This is a genomic window from Pseudomonas sp. PNPG3 (assembly GCF_023093815.1).
Taxonomy (GTDB): Bacteria; Pseudomonadota; Gammaproteobacteria; order Pseudomonadales; family Pseudomonadaceae; genus Aquipseudomonas; species Aquipseudomonas asiatica.
Map to the genome: position 1 here is coordinate 1 of NZ_JALLKV010000031.1, position 24042 is coordinate 24042.

Annotated in this window: 21 protein-coding genes and 1 pseudogene; 13 read left to right on the forward strand and 9 right to left on the reverse strand. The window is 56.3% G+C overall.

The genetic code is table 11. From position 1 onward, the window contains the following. Window positions 1-185 precede the first annotated feature (185 nt). Window positions 186-1604, reverse strand: coding sequence for a coniferyl aldehyde dehydrogenase (locus MJ643_RS19120; protein WP_247726980.1), 1419 nt, complete (start codon window positions 1602-1604; stop codon window positions 186-188). Between the two features lie 133 nt (window positions 1605-1737). Here MJ643_RS19120 and MJ643_RS19125 point away from each other — a divergent pair, with 133 nt between their 5' ends. Beyond that, the gene (locus MJ643_RS19125; RefSeq protein WP_200873963.1) at window positions 1738-2661 is read left to right on the forward strand and encodes a LysR family transcriptional regulator; all 924 of its coding nucleotides are present in this window, start codon (window positions 1738-1740) and stop codon (window positions 2659-2661) included. Window positions 2662-2867: 206 nt separating this feature from the next. On the opposite strand, the gene MJ643_RS19130 is transcribed toward MJ643_RS19125, so the two are convergent. Beyond that, on the reverse strand, window positions 2868-5288 hold the full coding sequence (locus MJ643_RS19130; RefSeq protein ID WP_047934723.1) for a glucose/quinate/shikimate family membrane-bound PQQ-dependent dehydrogenase: 2421 nt from the start codon (window positions 5286-5288) through the stop codon (window positions 2868-2870). Between the two features lie 420 nt (window positions 5289-5708). Between MJ643_RS19130 and catA the strand changes: the two genes are divergently transcribed. After that, a complete protein-coding gene (gene catA, locus MJ643_RS19135; RefSeq protein ID WP_247726981.1) occupies window positions 5709-6644 on the forward strand; it encodes a catechol 1,2-dioxygenase in 936 nt (311 codons plus the stop codon). Between the two features lie 161 nt (window positions 6645-6805). Here the strand turns inward: catA and MJ643_RS19140 are convergent, their stop codons facing one another. The 6 genes from MJ643_RS19140 to MJ643_RS19165 all read right to left on the reverse strand — a co-directional run bounded on the left by MJ643_RS19140 (window position 6806) and on the right by MJ643_RS19165 (window position 11088). Continuing rightward, a complete protein-coding gene (locus tag MJ643_RS19140; protein WP_047934719.1) occupies window positions 6806-7285 on the reverse strand; it encodes a nuclear transport factor 2 family protein in 480 nt (159 codons plus the stop codon). A 174-nt stretch (window positions 7286-7459) separates the two neighbouring features. Further along, the gene (locus MJ643_RS19145) at window positions 7460-8407 is read right to left on the reverse strand and encodes a transporter (protein WP_049870825.1); all 948 of its coding nucleotides are present in this window, start codon (window positions 8405-8407) and stop codon (window positions 7460-7462) included. A 96-nt stretch (window positions 8408-8503) separates the two neighbouring features. Then, window positions 8504-9445, reverse strand: a complete 942-nt coding sequence (locus tag MJ643_RS19150) for a fumarylacetoacetate hydrolase family protein (protein ID WP_247726982.1) — start codon at window positions 9443-9445, stop codon at window positions 8504-8506. A gap of 10 nt (window positions 9446-9455) precedes the next feature. Next, complete coding sequence (locus tag MJ643_RS19155; protein WP_047933038.1) at window positions 9456-9833, reverse strand: YciI family protein; 378 nt, start codon at window positions 9831-9833, stop codon at window positions 9456-9458. Window position 9834: 1 nt separating this feature from the next. Continuing rightward, window positions 9835-10761 (reverse strand): VOC family protein, encoded by a 927-nt coding sequence (locus tag MJ643_RS19160; protein ID WP_038409880.1) that lies wholly within the window; start codon window positions 10759-10761, stop codon window positions 9835-9837. Between the two features lie 12 nt (window positions 10762-10773). After that, window positions 10774-11088 carry an NIPSNAP family protein gene (locus tag MJ643_RS19165; protein ID WP_080708172.1) on the reverse strand — a complete coding sequence of 105 codons (315 nt, stop codon included), beginning with the start codon at window positions 11086-11088 and terminating at the stop codon, window positions 10774-10776. Window positions 11089-11474: 386 nt separating this feature from the next. Between MJ643_RS19165 and MJ643_RS19170 the strand changes: the two genes are divergently transcribed. From MJ643_RS19170 to MJ643_RS19205, 8 genes are all read left to right on the forward strand, one after another. Further along, window positions 11475-12404 carry a LysR family transcriptional regulator gene (locus MJ643_RS19170; RefSeq protein ID WP_047933044.1) on the forward strand — a complete coding sequence of 310 codons (930 nt, stop codon included), beginning with the start codon at window positions 11475-11477 and terminating at the stop codon, window positions 12402-12404. 115 nt (window positions 12405-12519) lie between these two features. After that, on the forward strand, window positions 12520-13014 hold the full coding sequence (locus MJ643_RS19175) for a hypothetical protein (RefSeq protein WP_038409878.1): 495 nt from the start codon (window positions 12520-12522) through the stop codon (window positions 13012-13014). Window positions 13015-13061: 47 nt separating this feature from the next. Continuing rightward, entirely contained in the window at window positions 13062-14081 is a 1020-nt protein-coding gene (locus tag MJ643_RS19180; RefSeq protein ID WP_038409877.1) for a hydroxyquinol 1,2-dioxygenase, read from the forward strand. An 82-nt stretch (window positions 14082-14163) separates the two neighbouring features. Beyond that, window positions 14164-15627 carry an aldehyde dehydrogenase family protein gene (locus tag MJ643_RS19185; RefSeq protein ID WP_038409876.1) on the forward strand — a complete coding sequence of 488 codons (1464 nt, stop codon included), beginning with the start codon at window positions 14164-14166 and terminating at the stop codon, window positions 15625-15627. 8 nt (window positions 15628-15635) lie between these two features. Beyond that, the gene (locus MJ643_RS19190) at window positions 15636-16703 is read left to right on the forward strand and encodes a maleylacetate reductase (protein ID WP_038409875.1); all 1068 of its coding nucleotides are present in this window, start codon (window positions 15636-15638) and stop codon (window positions 16701-16703) included. Between the two features lie 68 nt (window positions 16704-16771). Beyond that, entirely contained in the window at window positions 16772-17644 is an 873-nt protein-coding gene (locus MJ643_RS19195) for an intradiol ring-cleavage dioxygenase (RefSeq protein WP_038409873.1), read from the forward strand. Between the two features lie 3 nt (window positions 17645-17647). Further along, the gene (locus MJ643_RS19200; protein ID WP_038409872.1) at window positions 17648-17965 is read left to right on the forward strand and encodes a YciI family protein; all 318 of its coding nucleotides are present in this window, start codon (window positions 17648-17650) and stop codon (window positions 17963-17965) included. After that, window positions 17962-18303, forward strand: coding sequence for a Rieske 2Fe-2S domain-containing protein (locus MJ643_RS19205; protein WP_038409870.1), 342 nt, complete (start codon window positions 17962-17964; stop codon window positions 18301-18303). Before MJ643_RS19200 ends, MJ643_RS19205 begins: the two co-directional genes overlap by 4 nt. Before the next feature lie 205 nt (window positions 18304-18508). Here the strand turns inward: MJ643_RS19205 and wrbA are convergent, their stop codons facing one another. Continuing rightward, window positions 18509-19135 carry an NAD(P)H:quinone oxidoreductase gene (gene wrbA, locus MJ643_RS19210; RefSeq protein WP_038409868.1) on the reverse strand — a complete coding sequence of 209 codons (627 nt, stop codon included), beginning with the start codon at window positions 19133-19135 and terminating at the stop codon, window positions 18509-18511. Window positions 19136-19563: 428 nt separating this feature from the next. On the opposite strand from wrbA, the gene MJ643_RS19215 reads away from it, so the two are divergent. The 3 genes and pseudogenes from MJ643_RS19215 to MJ643_RS19225 all read left to right on the forward strand — a co-directional run bounded on the left by MJ643_RS19215 (window position 19564) and on the right by MJ643_RS19225 (window position 24037). Then, a complete protein-coding gene (locus tag MJ643_RS19215; RefSeq protein ID WP_047933050.1) occupies window positions 19564-20796 on the forward strand; it encodes an NAD(P)/FAD-dependent oxidoreductase in 1233 nt (410 codons plus the stop codon). 289 nt (window positions 20797-21085) lie between these two features. Further along, window positions 21086-22668: pseudogene (locus MJ643_RS19220) on the forward strand (DUF1302 domain-containing protein). 19 nt (window positions 22669-22687) lie between these two features. Next, window positions 22688-24037, forward strand: a complete 1350-nt coding sequence (locus MJ643_RS19225) for a DUF1329 domain-containing protein (protein ID WP_038409866.1) — start codon at window positions 22688-22690, stop codon at window positions 24035-24037. Window positions 24038-24042 lie beyond the last annotated feature (5 nt).

Here is a 24042-nt window from a genome sequence, read left to right on the forward strand (position 1 = left end):
TATTTGGGCCTCATTATGAGGCTTGGAGGTGTCTAGGAAACCAGGGGCGATTCATACCCAATTGGCCGTGAGACGTCAAAACCATCAAAACTTTCATCACAATTTCCTCAACGTTAGGTTGCACCCTCGATGACAGCGTCAGCCGTGGGCATTTTCAGTACTAGCCAGTACAGCAAGACAACTGCTTAGTTGGTAAAGAACGCTTGCAGCCCCCCAGCTTTCTCCGCGTAGGGCGCCCGCAATCGGAGATTCGACGCGCCGTCTTCACTCTGCACTACTACCGGCTTCGCATGGGTAAAGCGACGGAAGCCGTGAATACCATGGTATGCCCCCATACCCGAAGCACCGATGCCACCGAAGGGTAGGCTGTCAATTGACGCATGGGTCATGACGTCATTGATTACCAGGCCACCTGAGGTCGTCTGGTGCACAAACTGTTGTTGTTGAGAGTCATCATCGCCGAAGTAATAGATTGCCAGAGGTCGCGGGCTTGCATTGATGTAAGCGATAGCTTCAGAAGCACTGCGGTAAGTTTTTACCGGGAGCAGTGGCCCGAAAATTTCTTCTTGCATGATCGCCATTTCTTCGGTCACATCGAGCACCAGGTGGGGTGCGATCTTGCGAGTGGCACGGTCAAAAGCTGGCTCGTTCCCAGGTGCGAGATTTATCAGGGTAGCGCCCTTTTTCTCCGCATCAGTCAGAAGGGCGATCAGTCGCTTGAAGTGTCCCTCGTTGATGATTGAGGTGTACTCAGGGTTGGCGATGACCGTGGGAAATGTTTTTTCGATGAAGTGCTTGCTGAGGATCACCAACTGTTCCTGTTGCGCCTCGGTTACCATCAGGTAATCAGGTGACAGGCAGATCTGACCGGCGTTGAAGGTTTTGATGGTCAGGGTTCTTTCGACTGCCTTGTTCAGGTCATAGTCCTCCGCAACTACCACCGGCGACTTCCCTCCCAATTCGAGAGTGACCGGCGTTAGATTCTCTGCCGCCGCCCGCATGACATGACGACCTACGGCAGTGCTGCCAGTGAACACCAGATGATCAAATGGCAACGCGCTGAAAGCAGCTCCCACACCGGCATCGCCCAGAACGACGGCGAGTTCGACTGGGTCGAAATACCCCGCGATAAGCTCGGCCAGTAATTCGGACGTGTTTGGCGTCAGCTCCGACGGCTTGAGCATGGCCGTATTGCCGGCTGCAAACACACCTGCCAAAGGGCCAAACGCCAAGTTGATCGGGAAGTTCCAAGGGCTGATGATCCCGACGACGCCAAGCGGCTGCTGCTCAATCCAAGCCTGCATACCTTGGCCAGGACTCTCAACCTGCTCAAGCTTCATCCATCGCTCTACGTTCATTGCCGAGTCTTCAAGCATTTTGACTGTAGTGGCCATGTCGGCAATCATCGACTGATAGATACTGCGATTACCAAAATCGGCGTTGATGGCAGCGCTGATGGCTGAGTGGTTTTCGCGAATCAACCTGGCGCCACGAAGCAGTCGGTCTTTTCGAAGCGCCGCATCAGCAGGGCCTGTAGCAAGATGTGCCCGTTTCATTGTGCGTAATATGATCTTCAAATCGTCAACACTCGGCTGGAAGCTCATCGTTCTTCTCCTCGGTAGATGCTTGAATTAGCAGAGTCCGCGCCTGCACCTTGGGTCACTGACGACTGCGTTCAATCTGTGCGCTCATCCTAGGGGGCTAGCCCGACAGTGAATAGACAGAGTATTTTGGGGCATGCATAAACAGTATTATGAGTACGGTATGTCACTTCTAAGACTGAGGACTTTCGTTGAGGTGTATCGGCAGCGCTCGATAACTGGCGCGGCTCGCACGCTCAATCTCACGCAACCCGCCGTCTCGCAGCACATCGCGGGTCTAGAAGCCGCGATTGGGAGAAGTCTCTTTGACAGGCAAGCTCGTGGTGTAGAGCCCACCTCTGCAGCGAAGGAGCTTGCTGCAGACATCGGCGACAAACTGGATGACGCGGAGGCAGCACTTGCTTCCGCAAGAGCCCGCTCTATTGAGCTAGCAGGTGCACTGCAGATCGTAGGCCACGCTGATTTTCTCGCAGAGGTAATTTCCAGGCAGTTGAAGCCGCTGCTGGAAGAAGGGATTCGCATTCGAATGCAAAGCGGGAACCATGAGTCGATCTGCCGCTTGCTAACGGAGGGTGAATGCGACTTGGGTATTTCTGCCGCGGCTCCTACCAACCCACAGTTGCGCGGTGAGCTTTTGTATACCGATGACATAATTGCAGTCGCCTCTCCGGTAGTTGCACAGCGACTTGCTGCCGCCAACGACTTCATAATCGCGCTTGAGGATGAGCCGATACTTGCCTACAGCCTTGCTTTGCCGCTCATTGATGATTGGCTGGCCCTGAACAGAGTCACACTGAAAAACGCTATGCCTGCCATGGTGGGCCAGGACTTGAGGGCTTTACGAACACTGCTTATTGACGGCTTCGGTTGGAGCGCTCTTCCTGATTACCTCTGCAGGCCATTCATCGAAAAGGGCGAGCTTCAGGAACTACCCGCGCCGGTTGGCCACTCAAGCCGAAGCTATTACCTGATTTGGACACCAAGTGCTTTGCGCCAGCCCAGGGTTGCCCACGCCAGGCAGGCGCTTCTTTGGCGGCTAAGGGAAGGCCGCCTGGGCTGACAAAACGATTCGCTGCCGCTTTTGTGGATTGGGGCGCGAACCGCTCACGGTTAACGCAGTCATTGATCGTATGCGATCCTCCATCTAGCGCTACCGTCGTCAGGCCAATGATGACCGCGTCTCTGTATCAAAAGGTTCGCCGCTGGATTCCCCTTAGGGTGCCAGCAGCGACCCAAACCCTACGCTTGCATAGCTACCTAAAAGCCCTATCTTTCGAGCTTGTAGGCAATGACATAATCACCCATTTTGGTGCCGAGCGAACCATGGCCACCTACGAAGGACAGGATGTACTGTTCTCCTTTCTTACCCGTGTAGGTCATAGGTGTTGATTGACCGCCCGCCGGTAAGCGCGCAGACCAAATTTCGCGACCCGTGTGGAGATCGTAGGCACGGAGGTACTGGTCAAGCGTGCCGCTCATGAAAGCCAACCCGCCAGCAGTAATGATTGATCCTCCCATACTTGGCACGCCGAGATTCATACCTATCGGAATGGGTGAACTGTCTCTCGACGTACCGTTTCTGTGTTTCCAAACGACTTCGTTGGTTTTGAGGTCTATGCCTGCTACATAACCCCACGCAGGCGCCTGGCAAGGTACACCGAAGGGCGACATTAGCGGGTGCATGATGACTGCATAGGGAGCTCCCGTATTGGGTTGCACGCCGCTTGTCTCACTGACGCGTTTACTGTCAGCCGACACTTCGTCGCGGGGAACCAGTTTGGATACGAATGCCATGTAATTAGGATTGCTGAAGATCAGCTGCTTGTGCGGATCAACTGATATCGACCCCCAGTTGAAGACGCCTACGTTGCCTGGATAGATGATGCTCCCCTGCACGGAAGGCGGGGTGTACTGACCCTCGTATCTGAGGGACTTGAACTGAATACGGCACATCAATTGGTCGAAGGGCGTAACACCCCACATTGATTTCTCTTCCAAAGGGGGAGGGAGCAGGTTCAGGTCAGAAACGGCCTGAGTAGGTGCCGTGTGATCTCCTTCCACGGCGCCAGAGGGCGCGGCAACCTCGCGGATTGGTACGATTGGTTTGCCTGTAATGCGATCTAGAACATAGAGACTGCCTTGCTTCGTAGGCTGAATCAGTGCCTGCTTTATCCCCTCAGGCGTATCGAGATCGATCAGCGTCGGCTGGCTAGGTACGTCCATGTCCCAGAGGTCATGATGAGTAAACTGATAATTCCATCTCACCTGGCCTGTGGCGATGTCGAGTGCAACGGTGCCAGAGCTGTATTTTTCAGCGCCGGGCGATCGGGCAGCCCCCCACTGATCAGGCATCTGATTGCCGAGCGGTATATAGACGAGCCCTGCGCCCTCGTCGACGCTGGGAATAGACCACATGTTAGGTGAGTTGCGGGTGTAAAACGCGTTCTCAGCAAGAGGTGTAGTCACCTCTGGATTACCTGCGTCCCAGTTCCAGACCAAGTGCCCGTCGTGCACGTCATACGCACGAATGACCCCCGAGGGCTCATCAACAGACTCATTATCCGTCACATGGCCGCCAATGATGACCAAATTCCGCGTGATGGCTGGTGGGGACGTCGAGTAGTACCCGCCCGGAGTGAATGGGCCGATGTTCGCTCTGAGGTCGATGGTGCCGTTCTTGCCGAAATCGCTACAGACTTCACCTGTATCTGCGTTGATGGCCATGAGGCGTGCATCAGCGGTAGGCAGAAAAATCCGTTTGGGGCAGGCTTGAGCCACAGCAGAACCAGCGGTCGAAAGCGGTGATGCACCTCGATCATTATCAGCAGCACTGTATTTGGATTCGTCGTAGTAAGAGACACCCCGGCAGGTCATGTGTGCCCAGCCACGAAAATCGTTGCCATTGGCACTCTGGATTTTGGGATCGAAACGCCAAACTTCTTTTCCGGAGTCAGGATCCAAAGCAAGGAGCTTGCTGTGTGCGGTACACACATACAGGAGCCCGTTGACCTTGAGTGGGGTGTTCTGGTTGGTGATCTCAACGGGATCAAGGCCAGTCGGGAGGTCACCCGTTCTTATGCGCCAGGCTTCTTTGAGCTTATGTATATTAGTAGTATTTATCTGCGACAACGGTGAATAGCGTTGGCCATATTCGGTTCCCCCGTAAGAGCGCCACTCCCCATCGGGCTGTACTTGATTTGCGCTACCGAGCGTGTCCCCGTCACCACTCCACGAGTCGGTGACTTCTCCATAGTTTGTGAACTGCGATATCAGAGCGCACGCGCCTGAAACAACAACGGCAAAGATCAATGCCGATGAGCCATAGGGCGCAGGGCGAGTGAGGGTGAGCGGTTTTCTAAACCAGGGTAACCAGAGCACCAAACCGAAGACGAACCACATCGAGAGGCGGGGTACGAGTTGCCACCAGTCCAAGCCGATCTCGTAAATCGACCAAACAGTGCTGCCTAGAAGGAAAATCGAATATGCGGTGAGCGCAAGAGAGCTACCCAAGAGAAGCAGACAGCCCGTTATAAATAAGGTAAGGCCTGCGATCACGTAATAGGGAGATCCACCCAGAAGAAAAAGTTTTATGCCGCCTGCAAACAGCACCAGACTTACCAAGATAAGAATGGCGCCCACTGCCGTGGGCGGTCTGCGTGTTTTTGAAAATGCACCGTTAAAAGGCATCTATGTATCCTCGCTCTCTACTTCCGCAATTAGAAGCTCGCTGTTTGTAAGGTTAGTAAATTCGTGGTTTAGTTCAGACAGGGGCTGACTAGACGTCGTTCAGTGTACGTTGATAGGTCGCGAGAGGGATGTCGGTAGAATAACCAGTGTTTATTTGTATGTATAACTACAGGTTAATTGCAGGGCGCTGATTTTCTTCGCCGCTAGTGTATGCTGGAAGGCTGTAGTCTCTTTCGTGAGGCGGCATCAATGCACAGTTCATAATGAATGAGGGGCGCGAGTGATGCCTTATTCAAGAAAAATGATTTAAAGCAATGGCATCGTCAGGTTTTCCTGAGGCGGATGATTGAACCCTTAGAGTTGAGCCGTTTAAGTCCTCGAAATAAGAAAATGGCTTGAAAGCCAAGATGAGGTGGCAGCATGAGTATTCATATCTCGCAGACTGATGAGATTCAGGCGTTTTTTAGGCAGGTAGCAGGACTAGATAGCGAAGCAGGCAGTCCGAGGATCAAGCAGATCCTGATTCGAGTATTGCAGGATTGCGCGAAGGCGATCGAGGATCTGGAGATCACCGATGACGAGTTTTGGCGGGCCGTGGACTATTTGAACCGTATGGGAGTAAATCAGGAAGCGGGGCTCCTGGTGGCCGGGCTTGGGCTGGAACATTTCCTTGACCTTCTGCAGGATGCCCGAGACCGTTCAGCGGGGGCTGGAGGCGGCACTCCTCGCACTATCGAAGGCCCACTCTATGTTGCAGGTGCGCCTCTTTCAAATGGGTATGCACGCCTGGATGATGGAACTGATCCCGGTACGGTAATGTACCTGCACGGTCGTGTGACCGACACTCAGGGTAACCCTATCGCGGGTGCAATTGTGGATGTGTGGCATGCCAGCACCCAAGGCACATACTCCTATTTCGATAAAAGCCAGTCTGACTACAACCTGCGTCGTAGAATTGTTACCGATGAACTGGGGTATTATAAGGCCCGGAGTATCGTCCCTAGCGGTTATGGCTGCCCGGTAACAGGTACAACTCAAGAGGTTTTGAATGCCCTTGGGCGCCACGGCAATCGGCCTGCCCACATTCACTTCTTCATTTCTGCTGCAGGACACAAGCATCTAACAACACAGATAAACTTCCAGGGCGATGAGTATCTGTGGGACGATTTTGCCTATGCGACCCGCGAGGGCCTGATCGGTGAGTTGCAGTTCATCGACGATGACAGCAGGGCTAAGCAATTGGGCTTGAATGTTAATTCATTTGCCGAACTCAGGTTTGATTTTCAGGTTCTGAGAGCAATCGAGCCGAAATCTGAGCAGCGAAGCAGTCGCCCAAGGGCTCTGCAGCAGCTCTAAGAGCTTCAGTGTACCGTAACGGTATCATGAGGGAGTCCGGGGGTTCACCACGCATGAATTCCCCGGTTTCAGAGTCCAGCCTGAACTTGTCGCTAGATATTGAGTTTTTTCCTGCGTCGATATGTGAGCTAATTGCCATATTTATGGTCAGTGTTTTAAAGTTACGGTGCGAGCTTTTTGTATTCCGTAGCTTGATGAGTAAGATTGATCCAGCTCCCTCCCATTAGTTTCCATACCCTGGTGAATCTCGCATACTTAGTGGGCTGTAGGGTGCCGTTGGTGACGATGTCGTTGTGGTAATCGCCAGTCGCTATTGCGATATCTTTCTGAATGCTTATATGCATTCTGTCAATGATGAAACTTTTGAATCTGTAATCCGAGTCTATCAAGCCCTGCAAAAATTCATCGCGATTTCTTAATTTTCCATTACTCTCGACATGGATGTAATCGGTAGCAGTCATAGCTTTGAGCTTTTCTATATCTGCGGTCACCAGAGCAGCGGAGCGCGCTGCTTCTGCATTTCGGACTTGGAGCTGGGCCTGTTCAACAGGGCTTTGGGCGCAGGCGGCTGCAGAAAACAGCAACGTAGCTGATAAACCACCCGGGATACGCGCGCAGCGAATTTTAAAAATAGTGCTCATGTGGCTTCCTGTTCAATTGTTAGGTTGTCTCTTCACAAGCTCAGCTGTCATAAGCGTAGAAATCTCGTGAACCAAGAATTACCACAAAGGAAAAAGCGTAAGGGAAGGGGAGAGTAAAACTGGGGGTGTGCCGACGTCTTGTCCAGACGTCGGCCTGTCACGAGGGCTTGGTGTTTAGAAGCGGAACACAGCTTGTAGCCACAGTTTGTCGCCTTCGGCTCTGTTGACGACATTCGACTCGTGTTGCCACTTGGCTACAAAACCCCAAGCAGGCGTTTGGTACTTGATCGCGGGGCCGATGGCGAAGGCCCGGCCTTTGTTATCCTCGTTCAGTCCGGTGTAGTTGTCTTGGTCGTCGCCTGTGATTTGCTTGTAGAAGTATCCACTCACGCCAACTTGCAGGGTAGGAGTAATGTTGTACCCGATGTTGTAATCGACGTTGAATTCATCGCCCGATTTGTAATGTGTAGCACTGTTCTCTTTGTTAATAATGTAAAGGGCCTTGGCGCTAACTTCGAGGTTCTTGATCGGGTAGGCTGTAATGCCGTACCAGGGCGCAAACGACCAGTAATTACGTCCTGGGTTGAACAGGCGATCTTTGTCGTAAGAGCCAGTTGGGGTGAAGATATCAACGGCCACAATTTGGCTGAGGCCGGGTGAGCTCCATCCCAAGAGTAAAGGTACAAGAGTGATGTCGCCGATGCCTTCCTGCTTGTCACTGCGATGAACGCGCCCAGCAGGGGTGTCCACATCGAAACTGACCTTCCCCTTGACAAACGGCACGATGAAACGGCTTGAGAGTGTCGCACCCAGCAGCGAGTAATCCGAATAGACGTAGTCAAAACGCATGGACAGGGCTTTTACGTTCAGGTCGAAATCATGGATGTTAGGCTTTTCCGAACCGTCATTCCCCATTGTCTTGTCCGCTTTGTATTCGGACACATAGACGAAATTAGTGAGACCTGGAGGCGGCAGCTTTCCTGACAGTACAGTGTTTACACCGAGTGGGTAGGTTGAGCCACCACCCTCTGTGGCATGAGTTGGTGCAGAAAAGGCTATCAAGCCGAAGGCGAGACCAACAGGCGTGAGGATGCGCTGTGCAACACAAGGGATGTGTTTCATTGTTATGCCCTACATATGTTTGTTGTTATTTTAAAGCAGAGTCTTTTTGCAGCTTTTAAAGTGAGAGTCAGCGCGGGTTTGACCCCGCGCTTAGGTTCAAACGATTTTGTTTTCGAGCGTACCCAGCCCTTCAATCCACACGGTGAATACGTCGCCGCGCTGAATGAACGTTTGTTTTTCCATGCCGACCCCGGCAGGTGTACCGGTCAAGATGATGTCGCCAGGGAACAGCTCGATACGCTGGCTGATGTAGGCAATCTGGTCAGCAATTGTGTAAAGATGATTTGAGGTATTTGAATCCTGCTGGAGATCACCGTTTCGCCAAAGCTTAATGGCAAGATTTTCAGGGGATTCAACGAACTGCGCAGGTGTCAACAGAGGGCCTACCGGGCAGGAGCCATTGAAGGTCTTATGACCGATCCAGTCGAAGCGGAACGGTGAGCTCTCGTCTACCTGGGGGCGTTTCAAATGATCGCGCGCTGAGAGATCGTTCGCGCAGCTATAGTCGGCGACGTGCTCAAGCGCCTCCTCCACCGAGACCTTGTCTGCACGCTTGCCAATGAAGACCGCCAGTTCAGCTTCCCAGTCAAGCATGTGGGTATTTGCGGGAAAGTCGATGTCTTGAGCGTGTGCAGCCAACGAACCTCGGCTGGCCTTGATGAAGTGCCAAGGCGGAATGCCTTCACTTTTCGGATCTGCACAGAGGTTCATGTTGAGCGCTTTAGCCATCGCTTCCACATGATCACGGTAGTTGGCGCCGGCTCCGTAGATCGTGCCTGGACGGGTCAGCAGCGGGGCGTAACGGAGTTTTGTGAGCAGGATCTCATGTGCTCCATAGCCCTGGGGCCATCCTGAAATATCCTTGGCGAGTGAGCCGAGCCAAAGATTGGCTTCCTCCCAGCGCTCAAGGATTTCATCCAGCGTGACGTTTGCTGCAGAAGAGCAAGCGCCTTGAAGGTCATAGGCAGTATCCCCGACCATGATGCCGGGAGCGACGGTGGCGCCGTCTTTGAAATAGTTAAATAATTGGAATTTCATATGTCAGGCCTTACTTATATTTAGCGTGCTGGTTGGAGAGCGTTACGTGGACGTCGAAACTGCCCTCCATAAGCAACCATTTCTGGATGGTGATGGCATACACGCCATTGCTAATGAACGGGTCTTTACGAATGATCGCTTCTGCATGAACTAAGTCTTTTGCGCGGACGATACTCATGCCGCCCACCGAGCCGGGTGGGGACTCATCCTTCATGAACGGCCCGGATGCAAACAACTCACCTTTTTTCTCGGCTGCGATTGCCCACTTCAAATGATCGTGTAGGAGATCCGGCAATTTGCTCAAGTCCAAAGGGTGGCGCATTACCACATACAGGGGGAGATTGAGCATTCCCTGCAGCAAGTTGAGTGTCTCTTCCGAGGCGGGCATGTTACTTTCGCTCCTCAAAGTTCTCGATAAACTCAGGCGGAGGAGGAGTGGTCGCCCATACCGCTGTCAGCTCCTGAGGCGAAGCATTCAGTGGCTCCCACTCAGAGTCGTCTTCCGAGATGACATCGATATCCCAGAAATACTCAACCAGGCTGTTCCATGGGTCTCGGATGTAATGGAAGTAGTTCGAACCAGCAACGTGTCGGCCAAGCCCAAAAGCACTCTTATATCCGAGATTGATCAGGTGCTGAGCGCCCATCTGAATTTCGTCGATGTCCATCACTTCGAAGCTCAGATGATGTAGACCGCTGTGGCTGCTCTTGGCTAGGCCCAAGACATGGTGATCGCCTCCAGAGCCACAACGCAGGAAAGCAAGAACATCGCCCGCCTGGTCGGATACCTTCATCCCCAATGCCTCGGTATAGAATTCAATCGAGCGGGTAACGTCTGGGGCGAACTTGATCAGATGGCCTAGTCGTAGTGGCGTAGCCTTCTTACTCTGCGAAGCTGGCGTGCATGCACGCTCATTCACACGGCGATATCGCCCTGGGGTATTGATTTCCGGAACGTCTTTGGCCTCTATGGAAGCAGACTCGGCAATGGTAACGTGTACCCAGTCATTGCTGGGATCTTTGAACCAGATGCCCGATGATTCGATCTCAAAAGGCGCCGATTCGATAGCCACACCCAACCGCTCGAGGTTGTCGAGGACATTCTTGAAGCCTTTTGAGTCAGTGCCAAACGCCACATAGCTGAGTTGCTTTGGGCTGCCTGGCATCAGGCGAATTTGATCTTGGTCACGACCTTTACAGCGCAGCACAAGATCATGGCCCGCTATCTGTGCTTCCAGGCCGAATGCCTCATAGAACGTTCTACCGATACCCAGATTGGGTACGGTCATTCCAACGTGATGCAATGACTTAATCATGAGAATGCTCCGTCACCGGATAGGTGAAAAACTCGCACCGCTGAGAATTTCGGCGTGTTGTGCGGTGACAAAGCCACCCGCTTTGCCCAAGAACTCGCGCCATTTGGGGTTTGCAGACAGCGCTGCGCGGCGCGAGTTACGGTCTTCCAGGCTTTCAAAGCCCCAGAGATGAATGACTCGGTTTAGGTCGCCAGTCTGTGGCTGGAAGTACCCAATTAGATTTCCCAGGGCCTCAGACTGATACTCCGCAAACGAGAAATGGTGGCGGGTATCCAGCCATCCGTGATCCTTGCCACCCAGTTTCGAAAAAGGACGTAGCTCAATCATGTTCTGACCTCTGAGAGAATATTCAAGCGAGCGAAGGCTCCTAGGTTCGTTACTGAACATCGGCCTGAACTAGCCGGAAAAGCCAAATAATTAGAACAAAGGTATCTAATTCATCGATCTGAATCAGCCAGACAAGTAAGCACGGGGGCGTCAGCGTATTTACAGAGCGCGGGTATGCGGTTTGCCAAATGCAAACGCTGCGTTCGTGATTTCAGGAAAGTGGCCGCTTCAAGCCGTAATCGCCCTTATATTCAACCTCCATAAGTAAAAAGCGGCGGCCGCTTTCATCCCTTATCGATTCCGGGTTTTGGCGGCTATGGCTAACCCCACCTGCAGCGGTTTACTCTCGACAATCGAGAACAATAAGAAGGTTTTGAGGCGGTGTCATGGATCGTTTACTCAGTGTCGAAGCGTTTGTACGGGTTGCCGAAACGGGTAATTTCGCTAAAGCCGCGTTGCAGTTGGGCGTGACCCGCTCGGTCATCTCGCATCGCATCCAGCAGTTGGAGCAGTTCATCAATGCGCCGCTGTTTCATCGCAGCACGCGGCATGTGCGGTTATCGGACGTGGGAGAGACCTATTACAAGGAATGCTCCGACATGGTCGCGAACTTCAATTCCTTGACCGAGCACATGCGCGAGTTGCGCTCCAAGCCCACCGGGAAACTGCGGATTCAGATGCTGCCAGGGTTTGCAATCGGCCATTTCGGCCGAATGATGGCTGAGTTCAACCGTCTCTACCCGGATATCGAAATCGATGTGGTGGTCAATGATCGTGTGGTCGATCCGATCGAGGAAGGATTCGATGTTGCCTTTCAGATGTTCCCGCCGCTGAGCGAAACCCTGATCGAACGCAAGCTGTTTTCCGTACGCCGATTGTTCTGCATGTCACCCCAATACGCGGCTGAATTCGGTGTGCCGCAGCATCCAGACGATCTGCTCAACCACAAGATCGCCATGTACGCCGGGTACCCCTCGCGTAACCGTTGGGTGTTTACCCACGGGGGCGAGCAGTTGAACCTGAGCCTGCCAGGGCATATGCGCTCCAACTCGGTTCACCTGTTGCGCGATTACGCCGAGACGGGGGTGTGCATTGTTTGCCTGCCGACGCTGGTCGCCAGCGATGATCTGCTGGCAGGGCGGCTGATTCCGGTGTTGCCAGAGTACAGTCTGTCGTCCTTCAATTTCTCTGCGGTGTTTCCGGCGACGCAGCGTCGGGCGCTGAAAGTGCGCACGCTCATCGAGTTTCTGGTCGAGCGGTTCGGCGAGGAACCCAGTTGGGATCGTCCGTTGCTGGAGCGTGGCTGGGTCGTCTGACATTGAGCAGTGTTCGCGTTTCGCAAACACTGTTGTCGTCGCCTGTGTAATTGTTCCTGATGTGTCATCGCCGTACCGTGACTTCACCCCAATAACAACAAGTGCGGTGAATGCGATGAGTACTGCTGCAATCAAGACCGTCTTCGGCTCGCTGGAAAATTACACCAAAGGGACCGTGGAAATTATCAGTGGCGAAGCCCGCCATTATGCTTTTTCGAACATTTTCGAAGTGGCTGAAAAATCCCCTCCTTACCAGAAGGTCGTAGTGGGCCTGAACCTCGGTTATGTGATCGAAACCCTGCGTGCGGAAGGCCAGTCACCCTGGTTCACCGCCGCTCACGATGAGTTCGCCATCGTCATGGATGGTGAAGTCCGCGTCGACTTCCTCAAGCTAGACACACCTTTGGCAGAGGGCGAGGGCACTCGTCTGGCGGGCGAAATCCCGGCCGGCAAGCCAATGGGCTACGTACTGCTCAAGCGCGGCCACCAGTGCCTGTTGCCAGCCGGCACGGCCTATCGCTTTGAGTCCAGCCGCCCTGGTGTGCTGCTGCAGCAAACCATCAAAGGTCCGCTGTCGGTCGAAAAATGGGCAGAGATCTGCCTGAAGTAATTCGCTGATCGCCACTAATCCCTTCCGAGAACAAGAGGAATTTTTCCATGGCCATGCTGGAATCCGCCGTTGAGGCACCATCGTTCGCTGATGACGAAGTCAATGCGAGCGCTCCCCACCCCATCACCGGGTATCGTTCCTTCCGCCTCGGTGCTTTCGAGTTGTCGCGTGATGAGTACTTCGCCCGTATCACCTGGCCTGCAAAAGGGGAGACCCGTTCGCACCTGATTCCGGCGGACATCTTCCTGCGTGCGCTGATGCGTGACGTGGCCTGGGGCTTTTTCTATGGCTGGGTCAACTTCGACAGCGTCATCGGTACTCGCAACTACTACGGCAAGGTCGACCTGTACGCCGGTACGTTCAACGGCGTATTGAAAGAAGCCGGGGTCAACTACACCGAGAACTTCGAAACCCCGCTGATCATGGCGACATTCAAAGCCATGCTGCGTGACTGGGTGAACTGCACCTTCGACCCGTTCGCCGCGCCACAGGAAACCGGCACTGCGTTCGGTCGCAAGAACGGTGAAAACCTTGAAGCCATCGAGCGTTTCCGGATCGCCACCAAGCGTATGCCTGGCCTGCCGGATGACTCGCCGCTGCGCAACGATCTGGAGATCAACCGTCATTTCGCCGATGTCAGCCAGGATGAGCCGCAGATTCACGCGGCAGAGGGCTTCGAAGGCGAGCTGCACGCGTTCAGCCTGTTCAAATACCTGTCGCGCTCTGACGTGACCTGGAACCCGTCGGTGACCTCGGTGTGCAAGGCCAGCCTGTTCTGTCCAACCACCGAAGAATTCATGCTGCCAGTGTTCCACGGCAACGACCGGGTGGAGTGGTTCCTGCAAATGTCCGACGACATCGTCTGGGACGTCGCCGACAAGGACGAAGGCAATCCACGGGCGCGCATCACCATGCGTCCTGGTGACATCTGCGCCATGCCGGCCGATATCCGCCACCAGGGCTACTCGACCAAACGCTCGATGTTGATGGTCTGGGAAAACGCCACGCCAAACCTGCCAGAGCGCTACGAGAGCGGTGAACTCACGCCGTATCCGATCGAGTTCTAAGCCCTCTCGGGCCCGGCCTGACCGGGCCCGTTTCCAGTCAGTCGCAAGCGCCGTGCAGGTTGCACGGCGAGAGGACAGCACCATGCAAAACCTGCTTTTTATCGATGGTCGATTTGTGGAGGCCGTGGGCGGCGGCATGATCGATGTGGTCTCACCGCACGATGGCGCGCTGCTCACCCGGATCGCTGCCGCCGAAGCGGAGGACGTTGATCTGGCAGTGGCGGCTGCCAAGCGGGCATTTCCGGCCTGGGCGGCGATGGGAGCAGCCCAGCGTGGCAGGCTGCTCATGAAACTGGCAGACAAGATCGAAGAGTGTGCCGAAGAGCTGGCGCAACTGGAGTCGCTCGATACCGGTCATCCTATCCGCGACTCGCGCGGCCTCGATGTGCCGCGCACGGCTGCCTGCTTCCGTTACTTCGGCGGTATGGCCGACAAGGTTGAAGGTTCGGTCATTCCTGTCGATCCCGGATTCCTCAACTACGTACAACGCAAGCCGGTCGGTGTGGTCGGGCAGATCGTGCCGTGGAATTTTCCGCTGATGTTCACCAGCTGGAAGATGGGCCCGGCGCTGGCGGCAGGTAACACCGTTGTGCTCAAACCTTCGGAAATCACGCCGCTGTCGACGTTGCGCATCGCCGAGCTGATGAAAGAGGTGGGCTTTCCGGATGGCGTGGTCAACATCGTGCCAGGCTACGGTCACACCGCCGGTCAACGTCTCGCCGAGCACCCTGACGTCGGCAAGATCGCCTTCACCGGCTCCACCGCCACTGGCCGCCGAGTCGTTGAAGCTTCGCAAGGCAACCTCAAGCGCGTTCAACTGGAGCTCGGTGGCAAGGGTGCCAACATCGTGTTCGCTGATGCCAACCTCGACGCAGCGGTCAACGGCGCGGCGTGGGCGATCTTCCACAACCAGGGCCAGGCGTGTATTGCTGGCTCTCGCCTGATCCTGCACAAGGACATCGCCGACGAGTTTCTGGAGCGCTTCATCACGCTGGCGAGGTCGATTCGCCTGGGTGATCCGATGAATCCGGAAACCGAGATGGGCCCGCTGACCTCGGCGCTGCACCGTGATCGCGTACTGGCGTATGTGGACATTTGCCGGGAGCAGGGCGGGCGAGTCCTCACCGGAGGCCGGGCGCCTGCCGACCCTGCGCTGGCCAATGGGTTCTATGTCGAACCGACCGTGGTCGAAGCCGCGCCGAGTGATCGTGTCTCCCAGGAGGAAGTGTTCGGGCCATTCGTGACGGTTCTGCGCTTTGAAACCGACGAAGAAGCGCTGGCGATCGCCAACTCGACGGAGTACGGGCTGGGCAGCGGTCTGTGGACGCAGAACCTGACGCGAGCCCACAAGATGGCTGACGCGATCCACGCCGGTATGTGCTGGATCAATTGCTACAAGCGCGTAAGCCCGGGCAGCCCGTTCGGTGGTGTAGGGCGTTCCGGATACGGCCGCGAGATGGGCTTCGAAGCGATGCACGACTACACCGAAGCGCGTTCTGTATGGGTCAACGTTGACGCCACCATTCCTGCTCATTTCAAACGCTGAGGCTGGCCATGAATCCATTTGTCTACCAAAGCCTGCCGACACGTGTGGTGTTCGGCTGGGGCAAGCTGTCTGAGCTGGGCCAGGAAATTGATCGGCTGGGCGCCCGGCGCGCGTTGATTCTGACCACGCCGGAGCAAAAAGAGCTGGGTGAGCAGGTCGCGGCCATGCTGGGTTCGCGCTCGGCGGGTGTCTACCCCAACGCGGTGATGCACGTACCGATCGAGGTCGCGCAAGCGGCCCGGATCGAGGCTGCGCGCCTGGATGCCGATTGCTGCGTCGCCGTCGGCGGTGGCTCGACCATCGGCCTGGGCAAGGCGATTGCCATGGATTCGGGCCTGCCGATTCTGGCCGTGCCGACGACCTATGCCGGCTCGGAAATGACGCCTATCTATGGGCTCACCGAAGACCGTCTGAAGCGGACCGGGCGTGACCCCAGAGTGCTGCCCAAAACCGTCATCTACGATCCGCAGCTGACCTTGTCGCTGCCGGGGCAGGTGTCTGCCTGTTCGGGGATGAACGCAATGGCGCACGCGGTGGAAGCTCTGTATGCCCAGGATGCGAATCCGATCATCAGCTTCATGGCCGAGGAGTCGATTCGGGCGTTGGCGGAGTCGTTGCCGTTGATCGTCGATGATCCCGAGCACACCACTGCGCGCAGTCAGGCGCTCTATGGCGCGTGGCTGGCGGGCATCTGCCTGGGCTCGGTGGGCATGGCTCTGCATCACAAGCTCTGCCATACACTCGGCGGCACATTCAACCTTCCGCACGCCCAGGCGCATGCAATCGTTCTGCCTCACGCAGCGCACTACAACTGCGAAGCCGCCGCGCAACCCCTGCAACGCGCTGCCCGGGCACTGGGCGGTGATGACGCCAAGGACGTCGGTCAACTGCTGTTTGCGTTGAATGAAAAACTGGGCATCCCGCTGGCGCTCTCTGAATTGGGAATGCCCAAGGATGGACCCGCCGAGGCGGCCCGTATCGCCTGTGCCAACCCCTACTACAATCCCAGACCGTTTGAACAGGCGCCCATCGAAGCGCTGTTGACGCGGGCCTGGAACGGTTGGTCGCCTGCTTGACATCAACCACGCCGGAACACTCAGTGCTCCGGCGTTTTGCTATCTCCAACCTCATCGGAATAACAACAATGACCGATCATTACAAAGCCGTGGAGGCCTTGATCTCCGACCAGGCTGTCGACAGTTTCGAGACCAGCCCCAACCCGCGCTTCAAGCAGATCATGCAGAGTCTGGTGCGCCATCTGCACGACTTCGTCAGCGAGGTCGAGCTGACCGAACAGGAGTGGTTCGAGGGCATTCGTTTTCTGACTGCAACCGGGCAGAAGTGTGACGGCAAGGTTCGCCAGGAATTCATCCTGCTGTCTGACACACTGGGCGTGTCGATGCTGGTGGATGCGATCAATCACCGGCAGAGTACCAACGCTACGGAGACAACGGTTTTCGGCCCGTTTTTCATCGAAGGCATGCCTGATCGTGGTTACGGCGAGAACATGGCGCTGACCGATGGCGTGCCGGCCCTGGTCTATGGCCGAGTGCTCGATGTGCAGGGTCGGCCGGTGGTCGGCGCCGTGCTCGACGTCTGGCAAACCGCCGACAACGGGATGTACTCGGGACAAGATCCCGATCAGCCGTTTGGCAACTTGCGCGGGCGCTATCGCAGCGACAACGACGGCTGCTTCGCCATTCAGACCACGGTGCCCGTGTGCTACCCGATTCCCACCGATGGCCCTGTAGGCGAGATGCTTGACGCGGCCAATCGTCATGCCTGGCGACCCGCGCATCTGCATTTCATGATTCAGGCGCCGGGCTATCGCAAGCTGGTCACGCACCTGTTCAACAGTGACGATCCTTATCTGGATTCCGATGCTGTGTTCGGCGTCAAAGGGTCGTTGCAAGTGAAGTATGAAGATCGCCCTGCCCACGATGAAGACGCAGGCGGGCTGGACATGCCTTATCCGTACAAGAGCGCTTACTACGAATTCGTCATGGAGGCGGAATAAGGTATGGGACAGTTCTTCGCTGTTTTCGCCACCGACAATGAAGGCTCTCAAGCGTTGCGCGAAAAGCTGCGGCCCACCCACAGAGCCCATTTGCGAGCCCCCGGCAGCCATCACGTAGTGGTGCGCCTCGGCGGGCCGACACTGAACGACGCCGGCGCGGCCATGAATGGCACGCTGCTGGTGATCGAGGCAGCCAGCCTGCCGGAAGTCGAAGCCTTTCTGCAGGACGATCCATACGTGCAGGCCGGTCTGTTCTCACGAATCGAAATCCGTCCGTGGAACTGGAGCCTGGGTAACCCGGCTTTGCGTGATTCCGTATGAGCACCATCACGCTTTGTCAGCTTGAGGACATTGCTGATGGGGGAGCTCTGGGGCTGCCGGATCATAAGCAGCTACACCCGTCAGGTCTGGTTGCTGTGCGCCAGGCGCAAGCGGTGTGGGTGTATTTGAATCGCTGCCCGCACTTCTCGGTGCCCTTGAACTATCGGCCGCAGACCTTCTGTACGTATCGCGGCAAAGTCCTGATGTGTGCCCATCACAGCGCAATGTTCCGTTTTGAAGACGGCATGTGTGTAGAGGGCCCTTGCCAGGGCGCACGGCTGGACCGTGTGGAGGTAAGGGTGGAAGCCGGCAGCGTGGTGATGGACGTTCACGACTGAGGGCAATGCGTAAAAGAGAGGCCCGACCCGCAAGGTTCCTTTTTTGGATGCCTTGCCGGTCGGGCCTCTGTCTTTTTGTGCGGTGTGAACATCAAGACGGGGGTGCCCGGTGGGGGGCAGAGACAACAACTTCCCGTCTGTAAAAAAAGTCGTTGTCTCGTTGCTGTGAACGGTACCCCTCAGGTGACGGGCACACCGCGGTGAATCAGTTGACGTTTTGCTTCAGACGCTTGGCGATGCCGGCGACGTGCTCGCCCTGGAAGCGTGCGATCTGCAGTTCGTTTTCGCTTGGCTGACGGGAGCCGTCGGGGCCGGCGAGGGTCGAGGCACCGTACGGTGTACCGCCGGAAATTTCGCTCATGTTGACCAGGCCTTGCTCGGAGTACGGAACGCCGACGATGACCATGCCGTGGTGGAGCAGGGTGGTGTGGAAGCTGGTGATGGTGGTTTCCTGACCACCGTGTTGCGAGGCGGTGCTGATGAACACGCTACCCACCTTGCCGATCAGTCCGCCGGACATCCACAGGCCGCCGGTCTGGTCGAGGAAGTTGCGCATTTGCGAGCACATGTTGCCGAAGCGGGTCGGCGTACCGAAGATGATGGCGTCCGCTTCTGCCAGTTTTTCCGGCGTGGCATAAGGGATGGAAGCGAAGGCGGCACGGTAGCCCTTGATGCCGCTTTTCACCAGGACTTCTTCCGGCATCAGCTCCGGGATCTGCAGCAGCGTGACCTCAACATCCCCGACCGAACGGGCGCCAGCGGCGATGGCTTCGGCCATCTTGTAGATGTGCCCGTACGAGCTGTAGAAAACGATCTGGACTTTAGTGGTCATGTGAATTCCTGAATACGTCATTGTTAGAAGAAACGGCAACCTACGCGTCATTAAACCTGTTGATCGCCCAATGCAGCATGAGCATGGCAAGGGTACAAAACAACACTAAGCAGGTTTTGAATTTGCAAACGTGGTGGTTGTAAATGGCGAACGCCGACATTGGTGGTTAATGCGCGGAGTTATAAGTGTCATTTGTCCAGTTGAAGCGGGCTAAGTGTCTGGTTTTATGAAGTATTAAGAAAAGTTCATAACGTGGTTGCCGTCCGTGACCTCTTAAAAGCCGATCAGTCTGTTCGCGTTTCGCAAACGTGGCTGTATTGCCTCTCTAAGTTCAGGTGATTAGGCTGAACTCACTCGTCTGATCAATAGCTTCGAACAAGAAGGATCAGGCGCCTTCCCAGCAAATGGGCCGTGATAGGAGACACAAGATGGAAACAATTGAGGGTGTGGTCGTTGTCGGCGGGGGCCCTGTTGGGCTGCTCACCGCATTGAAACTTGGCAAAGCCGGTGTGCGGGTCGTTGTCCTGGAGTCTGAATCAGGCGTTTCACCTTCACCGCGGGCAGTCGCCTACATGCCACCCACCGCCGCAGCACTGGATCGTTTCGGGTTGCTCGACGACATTCGCAAACGCGCCGTATGGTGCCCTGATTTCGCCTACCGTCACGGTAACGGCGAACTGATCGCGAAGATGGACTGGGCCGTTCTGGCACAGGACACCGATTACCCTTACATGTTGTTGCTGGCGCAGAACCATGTGTCCAATGTGATCGTGGAGCACCTGCGCAAGTTGCCCAACGTCGAAATCCGCTGGAACCACAAGGTCGAGGAAATTGACCAGGACGACGACTATGTGACCATGGAAACCAGCGGCCCGGCAGGCAAAGCCAGCTTGCGGGCCAAGTGGGTAGCGGCCACCGACGGCGCTCGCAGCACCGTACGCGGGAAAATCGGCCTGACGTTCGACGGCATTACCTGGTCGGAACGCCTGGTTGCCACCAACGTGTTCTACGACTTCTCCCTGCACGGCTATTCCCGGGCCAACTTCGTTCACGACCCGGTGGACTGGGCTGTCGTCGTGCAGCTCGACAAAACCGGCCTGTGGCGCGTGTGCTACGGCGAAGACCCCGACATCTCCGAGGCTGAAGTCCGCCGTCGCTTGCCGGAGCGCTTCAAGCGCCTGCTGCCGGGGGCGCCGACGCCGGACCAGTATCGGGTCGACTACCTCAACCCGTACCGCGTTCACCAGCGTTGCGCAGCCGAGTTCCGTCGTGGGCGGGTGATCCTCGCCGGTGATGCGGCCCATGCCACCAACCCGATGGGTGGTCTGGGGCTGTCCGGTGGCGTACTCGACGCCGAGCATCTGGCCGAGGCGTTGATTGCGGTGATCAAGGAGGGCGCTTCGACCAAGGTGCTGGACGAGTATTCAGTCGATCGGCGCAAAGTATTCCTGGAGTTCACCTCGCCGACGGCGACCGCCAACTTCACTTGGATGAAAGAAAGTGATCCGGCCCAGCGCGCTCGCGATAACGCGATGTTCGATCATGCGGGCAAGGACTTGAAAGTCATGCGTGAAATTCTGCTGGACTTTGAAAAGTTGAATGGTCGACGTGTGATTGCGCCACGACAACATGCGCCAGAGCATGAACTGGTAGGGGCTTGATAAACAGGCTGTCGCCTTCTGCGTGTCATAGATAATTAGAAATATCCGTAAACATCGAGCGTGCAGCGTGACTGTGCGGACAGTCGTGCTCGCGCTCGATTCAAGATCAAACGCTTCAGCAATACAGTAAGGATTTTTATAAAACAGTAGTGGCATCGCCTCGTCTGAAACTTTCCTGTGACAAGGAAGTTTCCCGAGTGTCCAGAAAATAAAAATTATAAGTCAGGGTTACTCTATGAACGTGAAAGCGAACATCAGCGTTGTACCCGCAAGACCCTCGTTGTGTTACATGCATTTTGCCGTGGCTGCTGCTGTGTTCGGCATACAGGGCATACCGTCTGCACAGGCTTTTCAGATCGACACCGGCAGTACCGATTACTCGGTGGCGTGGGACAACACGCTCAAATACAGCGCCGCCTGGCGTGTCGAGAATCAGGACCATGCTGTCCGGCCCGCCTATAACCCCAACCTCGATGACGGGGATAACAACTTCAATCGCGGATTGATTTCAGATCGTCTGGATCTTCTGTCCGAACTGGACATGAGTTATCGGCATACCTACGGGGTGCGCATCAGCGGTGCTGCCTGGTACGACGATGTTTATAACCGTGGTAACGACAACCACAGTGACACCGTCAACAGCTCATCGGTGCGCAACGATCAGTTCACACACGACACCCGGGATCTGCAGGGCCGGGACGGCGAGCTGCTGGACGCGTTCGCCTATGGCAAGTTCGCCCTTGGCGACATGTCGTTGTCGCTCAGGGGAGGGCGTTACAGCCAGGTCTACGGTGAAAGCCTGTTCTTCGGTGGTAACGGTATCGCGGTGGCCCAGTCTCCGGTCGACATCATCAAGTTGCTGTCTGTCCCCAACTCTACCTTCAAGGAGATCATCCGGCCCGTCAGTCAGGTGGGCGGCACGCTGCTGGTCAATCAGAACCTGACCCTGGGCGCGTATTACCAGTACCGCTGGGAGCCGGCACGGTTGCCCGGAGCCGGCAGCTATTTCAGCTACGCCGACTTTGTCGACGAGGGGGCGAGCAGTTCTTCATCGGCCCCGGCCAAGCCCTCAGGCGCGGCAAGGACATCGACGCTTCCGACTCCGGACAGTACGGCTTCGAGGTCAAGATGCAGTTCGGCGACTTCGAATACGGTCTGTATGCCGCTCGCTACCATGACCGTTTTCCGCAGTTCTACCTGCGCCCTCAGCAAGGTGATTACGAGCTCGTCTATGGCGAAGGCATCAGGACGTTCGGTGCCAGCATCAGCACGCTGATCGGCGAGACCAACGTTGCGGCGGAAGCCTCGGTCCGGCGCAACACGCCGTTGGCCGCCACCGGCAACGTGGTGCTGGACCTCAGTGGCCGGGGCGACGGTGATCACGATCCGTTGTATCCGGTGGGCAACACCTTCCATGCGCAGGTCTCTGCGATCAGCGTCGCGCCCGGAAACTCGCTGTGGGACGGTGCAACGCTGCTGGGTGAACTGGCCTACAACCGCATCACCAGCATCGATAAGAACCGCGACCAACTGGACCCCAACGTCACGCGTAACGCGAGCTCGCTGCGGGTGCTGTTCACCCCTGAATACTTCCAGGTCATGCCCGGCGTCGATCTCAGTGTGCCGATCGGTATCGGCTACGGCATCAACGGCAACACCGCCGTGTTGGGCACTGGCTTCTCGCCGGAAGGCGGGGGTGATGTGAGTCTTGGGTTGCAGTTCGATTACCGCAAAACGTGGCGCGGCGGTATCAGCTTTACCCACTACTACGGAAGCGCGGGCGGGATCGTCGATGCCTCCAACGCCCTGTCGGGCGATCAGGTTTACGCCGACCGTGATTTCGTTTCCGTGTCGTTGCAGCGCACCTTCTAAACCCGAAAGGAACAGAACAATGATCAACAAAACATTCCTTGGTTTGTCACTCGCGGCCGGCCTGGTTTCAGGCGCGCCGGTTTGGGCAGCAGTCAGTGCGCAGGAAGCGGCGAGTCTGGGGGCGGCCTTGACGCCTCTGGGTGGTGAGAAAGCCGGTAATGCCGACGGCAGCATCCCGGCCTGGGACGGTGGCACCCGACAAACACCTGCAGCCGGCAACAACTTCATTCCCGCTGACCTGTTCGCGTCTGAAAAGCCTGTGCTGAAAATCACGGCGGCGAACATGGCCAAGTACAGCGAGAAGCTGTCGGAAGGCACCCGTGCGCTGTTGCAGAAGTACCCGGAAAGCTTTCGCCTCGACATCTACCCGACCCATCGCACGGCCGCTGCGCCGGACTATGTGTACAAGAATACCGCGCTCAACGCGCAGAACTGCAAGCTGACGCAAAACGGCCAGTCGGTGGAAGGCTGCTTTGGCGGCATTCCGTTTCCGGTGCCCAAAAGCGGCCTGGAAGTGATCTGGAACTTCCTGTTGCGGGTAGAGCCCGAGGCCGTGGAGTACGGGTTCAAGAACGTCGTGCTCACCAGCGATGGAGGGCAGACGCTGGCGACACGTAACGACAACGCCTGGCAGTACCCGTATTACTATCAGAAGGGCTCGGCGCAGAACTGGTCGAAAGAGTATTTCCTGCAGCGCTTCAGCACCACGGCTCCGCCCTTCAAGGCGGGTGAGACGCTGGTGATTCGCGACAGTGTCGATCCACAGCAGTCGCGTCAGGCCTGGCAGTACCTGGTTGGGCAGCGCCGCGTACGGCGAGCACCGACCGTTGCCTACGACACGCCCGACTTCGTTGCGTCCGGGGCCAACTACTTCGACGAAGTGCAGGGCTTCTTCGGTATGCCTGACCGCTACGACTGGAAAATCGCCGGCAAGAAGGAAATCTACGTCCCTTACAACACCAACGGACAGGTGACAGCAGCGGCTGACAAAGCGTTTGCACCCCACCATTTGAACCCGGACACCCTGCGCTGGGAATTGCACCGCGTGTGGGTCGTTGAAGCGACGTTGGCCAGCGGCAAGCGCCATGCAGTGCCAAAGCGCACCTTCTATTTCGACGAAGACACCTGGTTGCTGACCCTGCTCGACGGTTACGACGCGGACGGCAAACTCTGGCGCACCTCGCAGGTGTTGCCGTTCGTGGTGCCGTCGGTACCGGCCGTGCTGGTCAAACCGGTCGCGGTGTTCAACCTGCAGGCGGGCACGGTCAGCAACGTACAGGCGTTCAACGGCGAAAACTTCCGGGTGGTGCCGCTCAAGCCCGAGTCCTATTTCACCGGTGATGCAGTGGCGGCCGAAGGCGTGCGCTGAGTCAC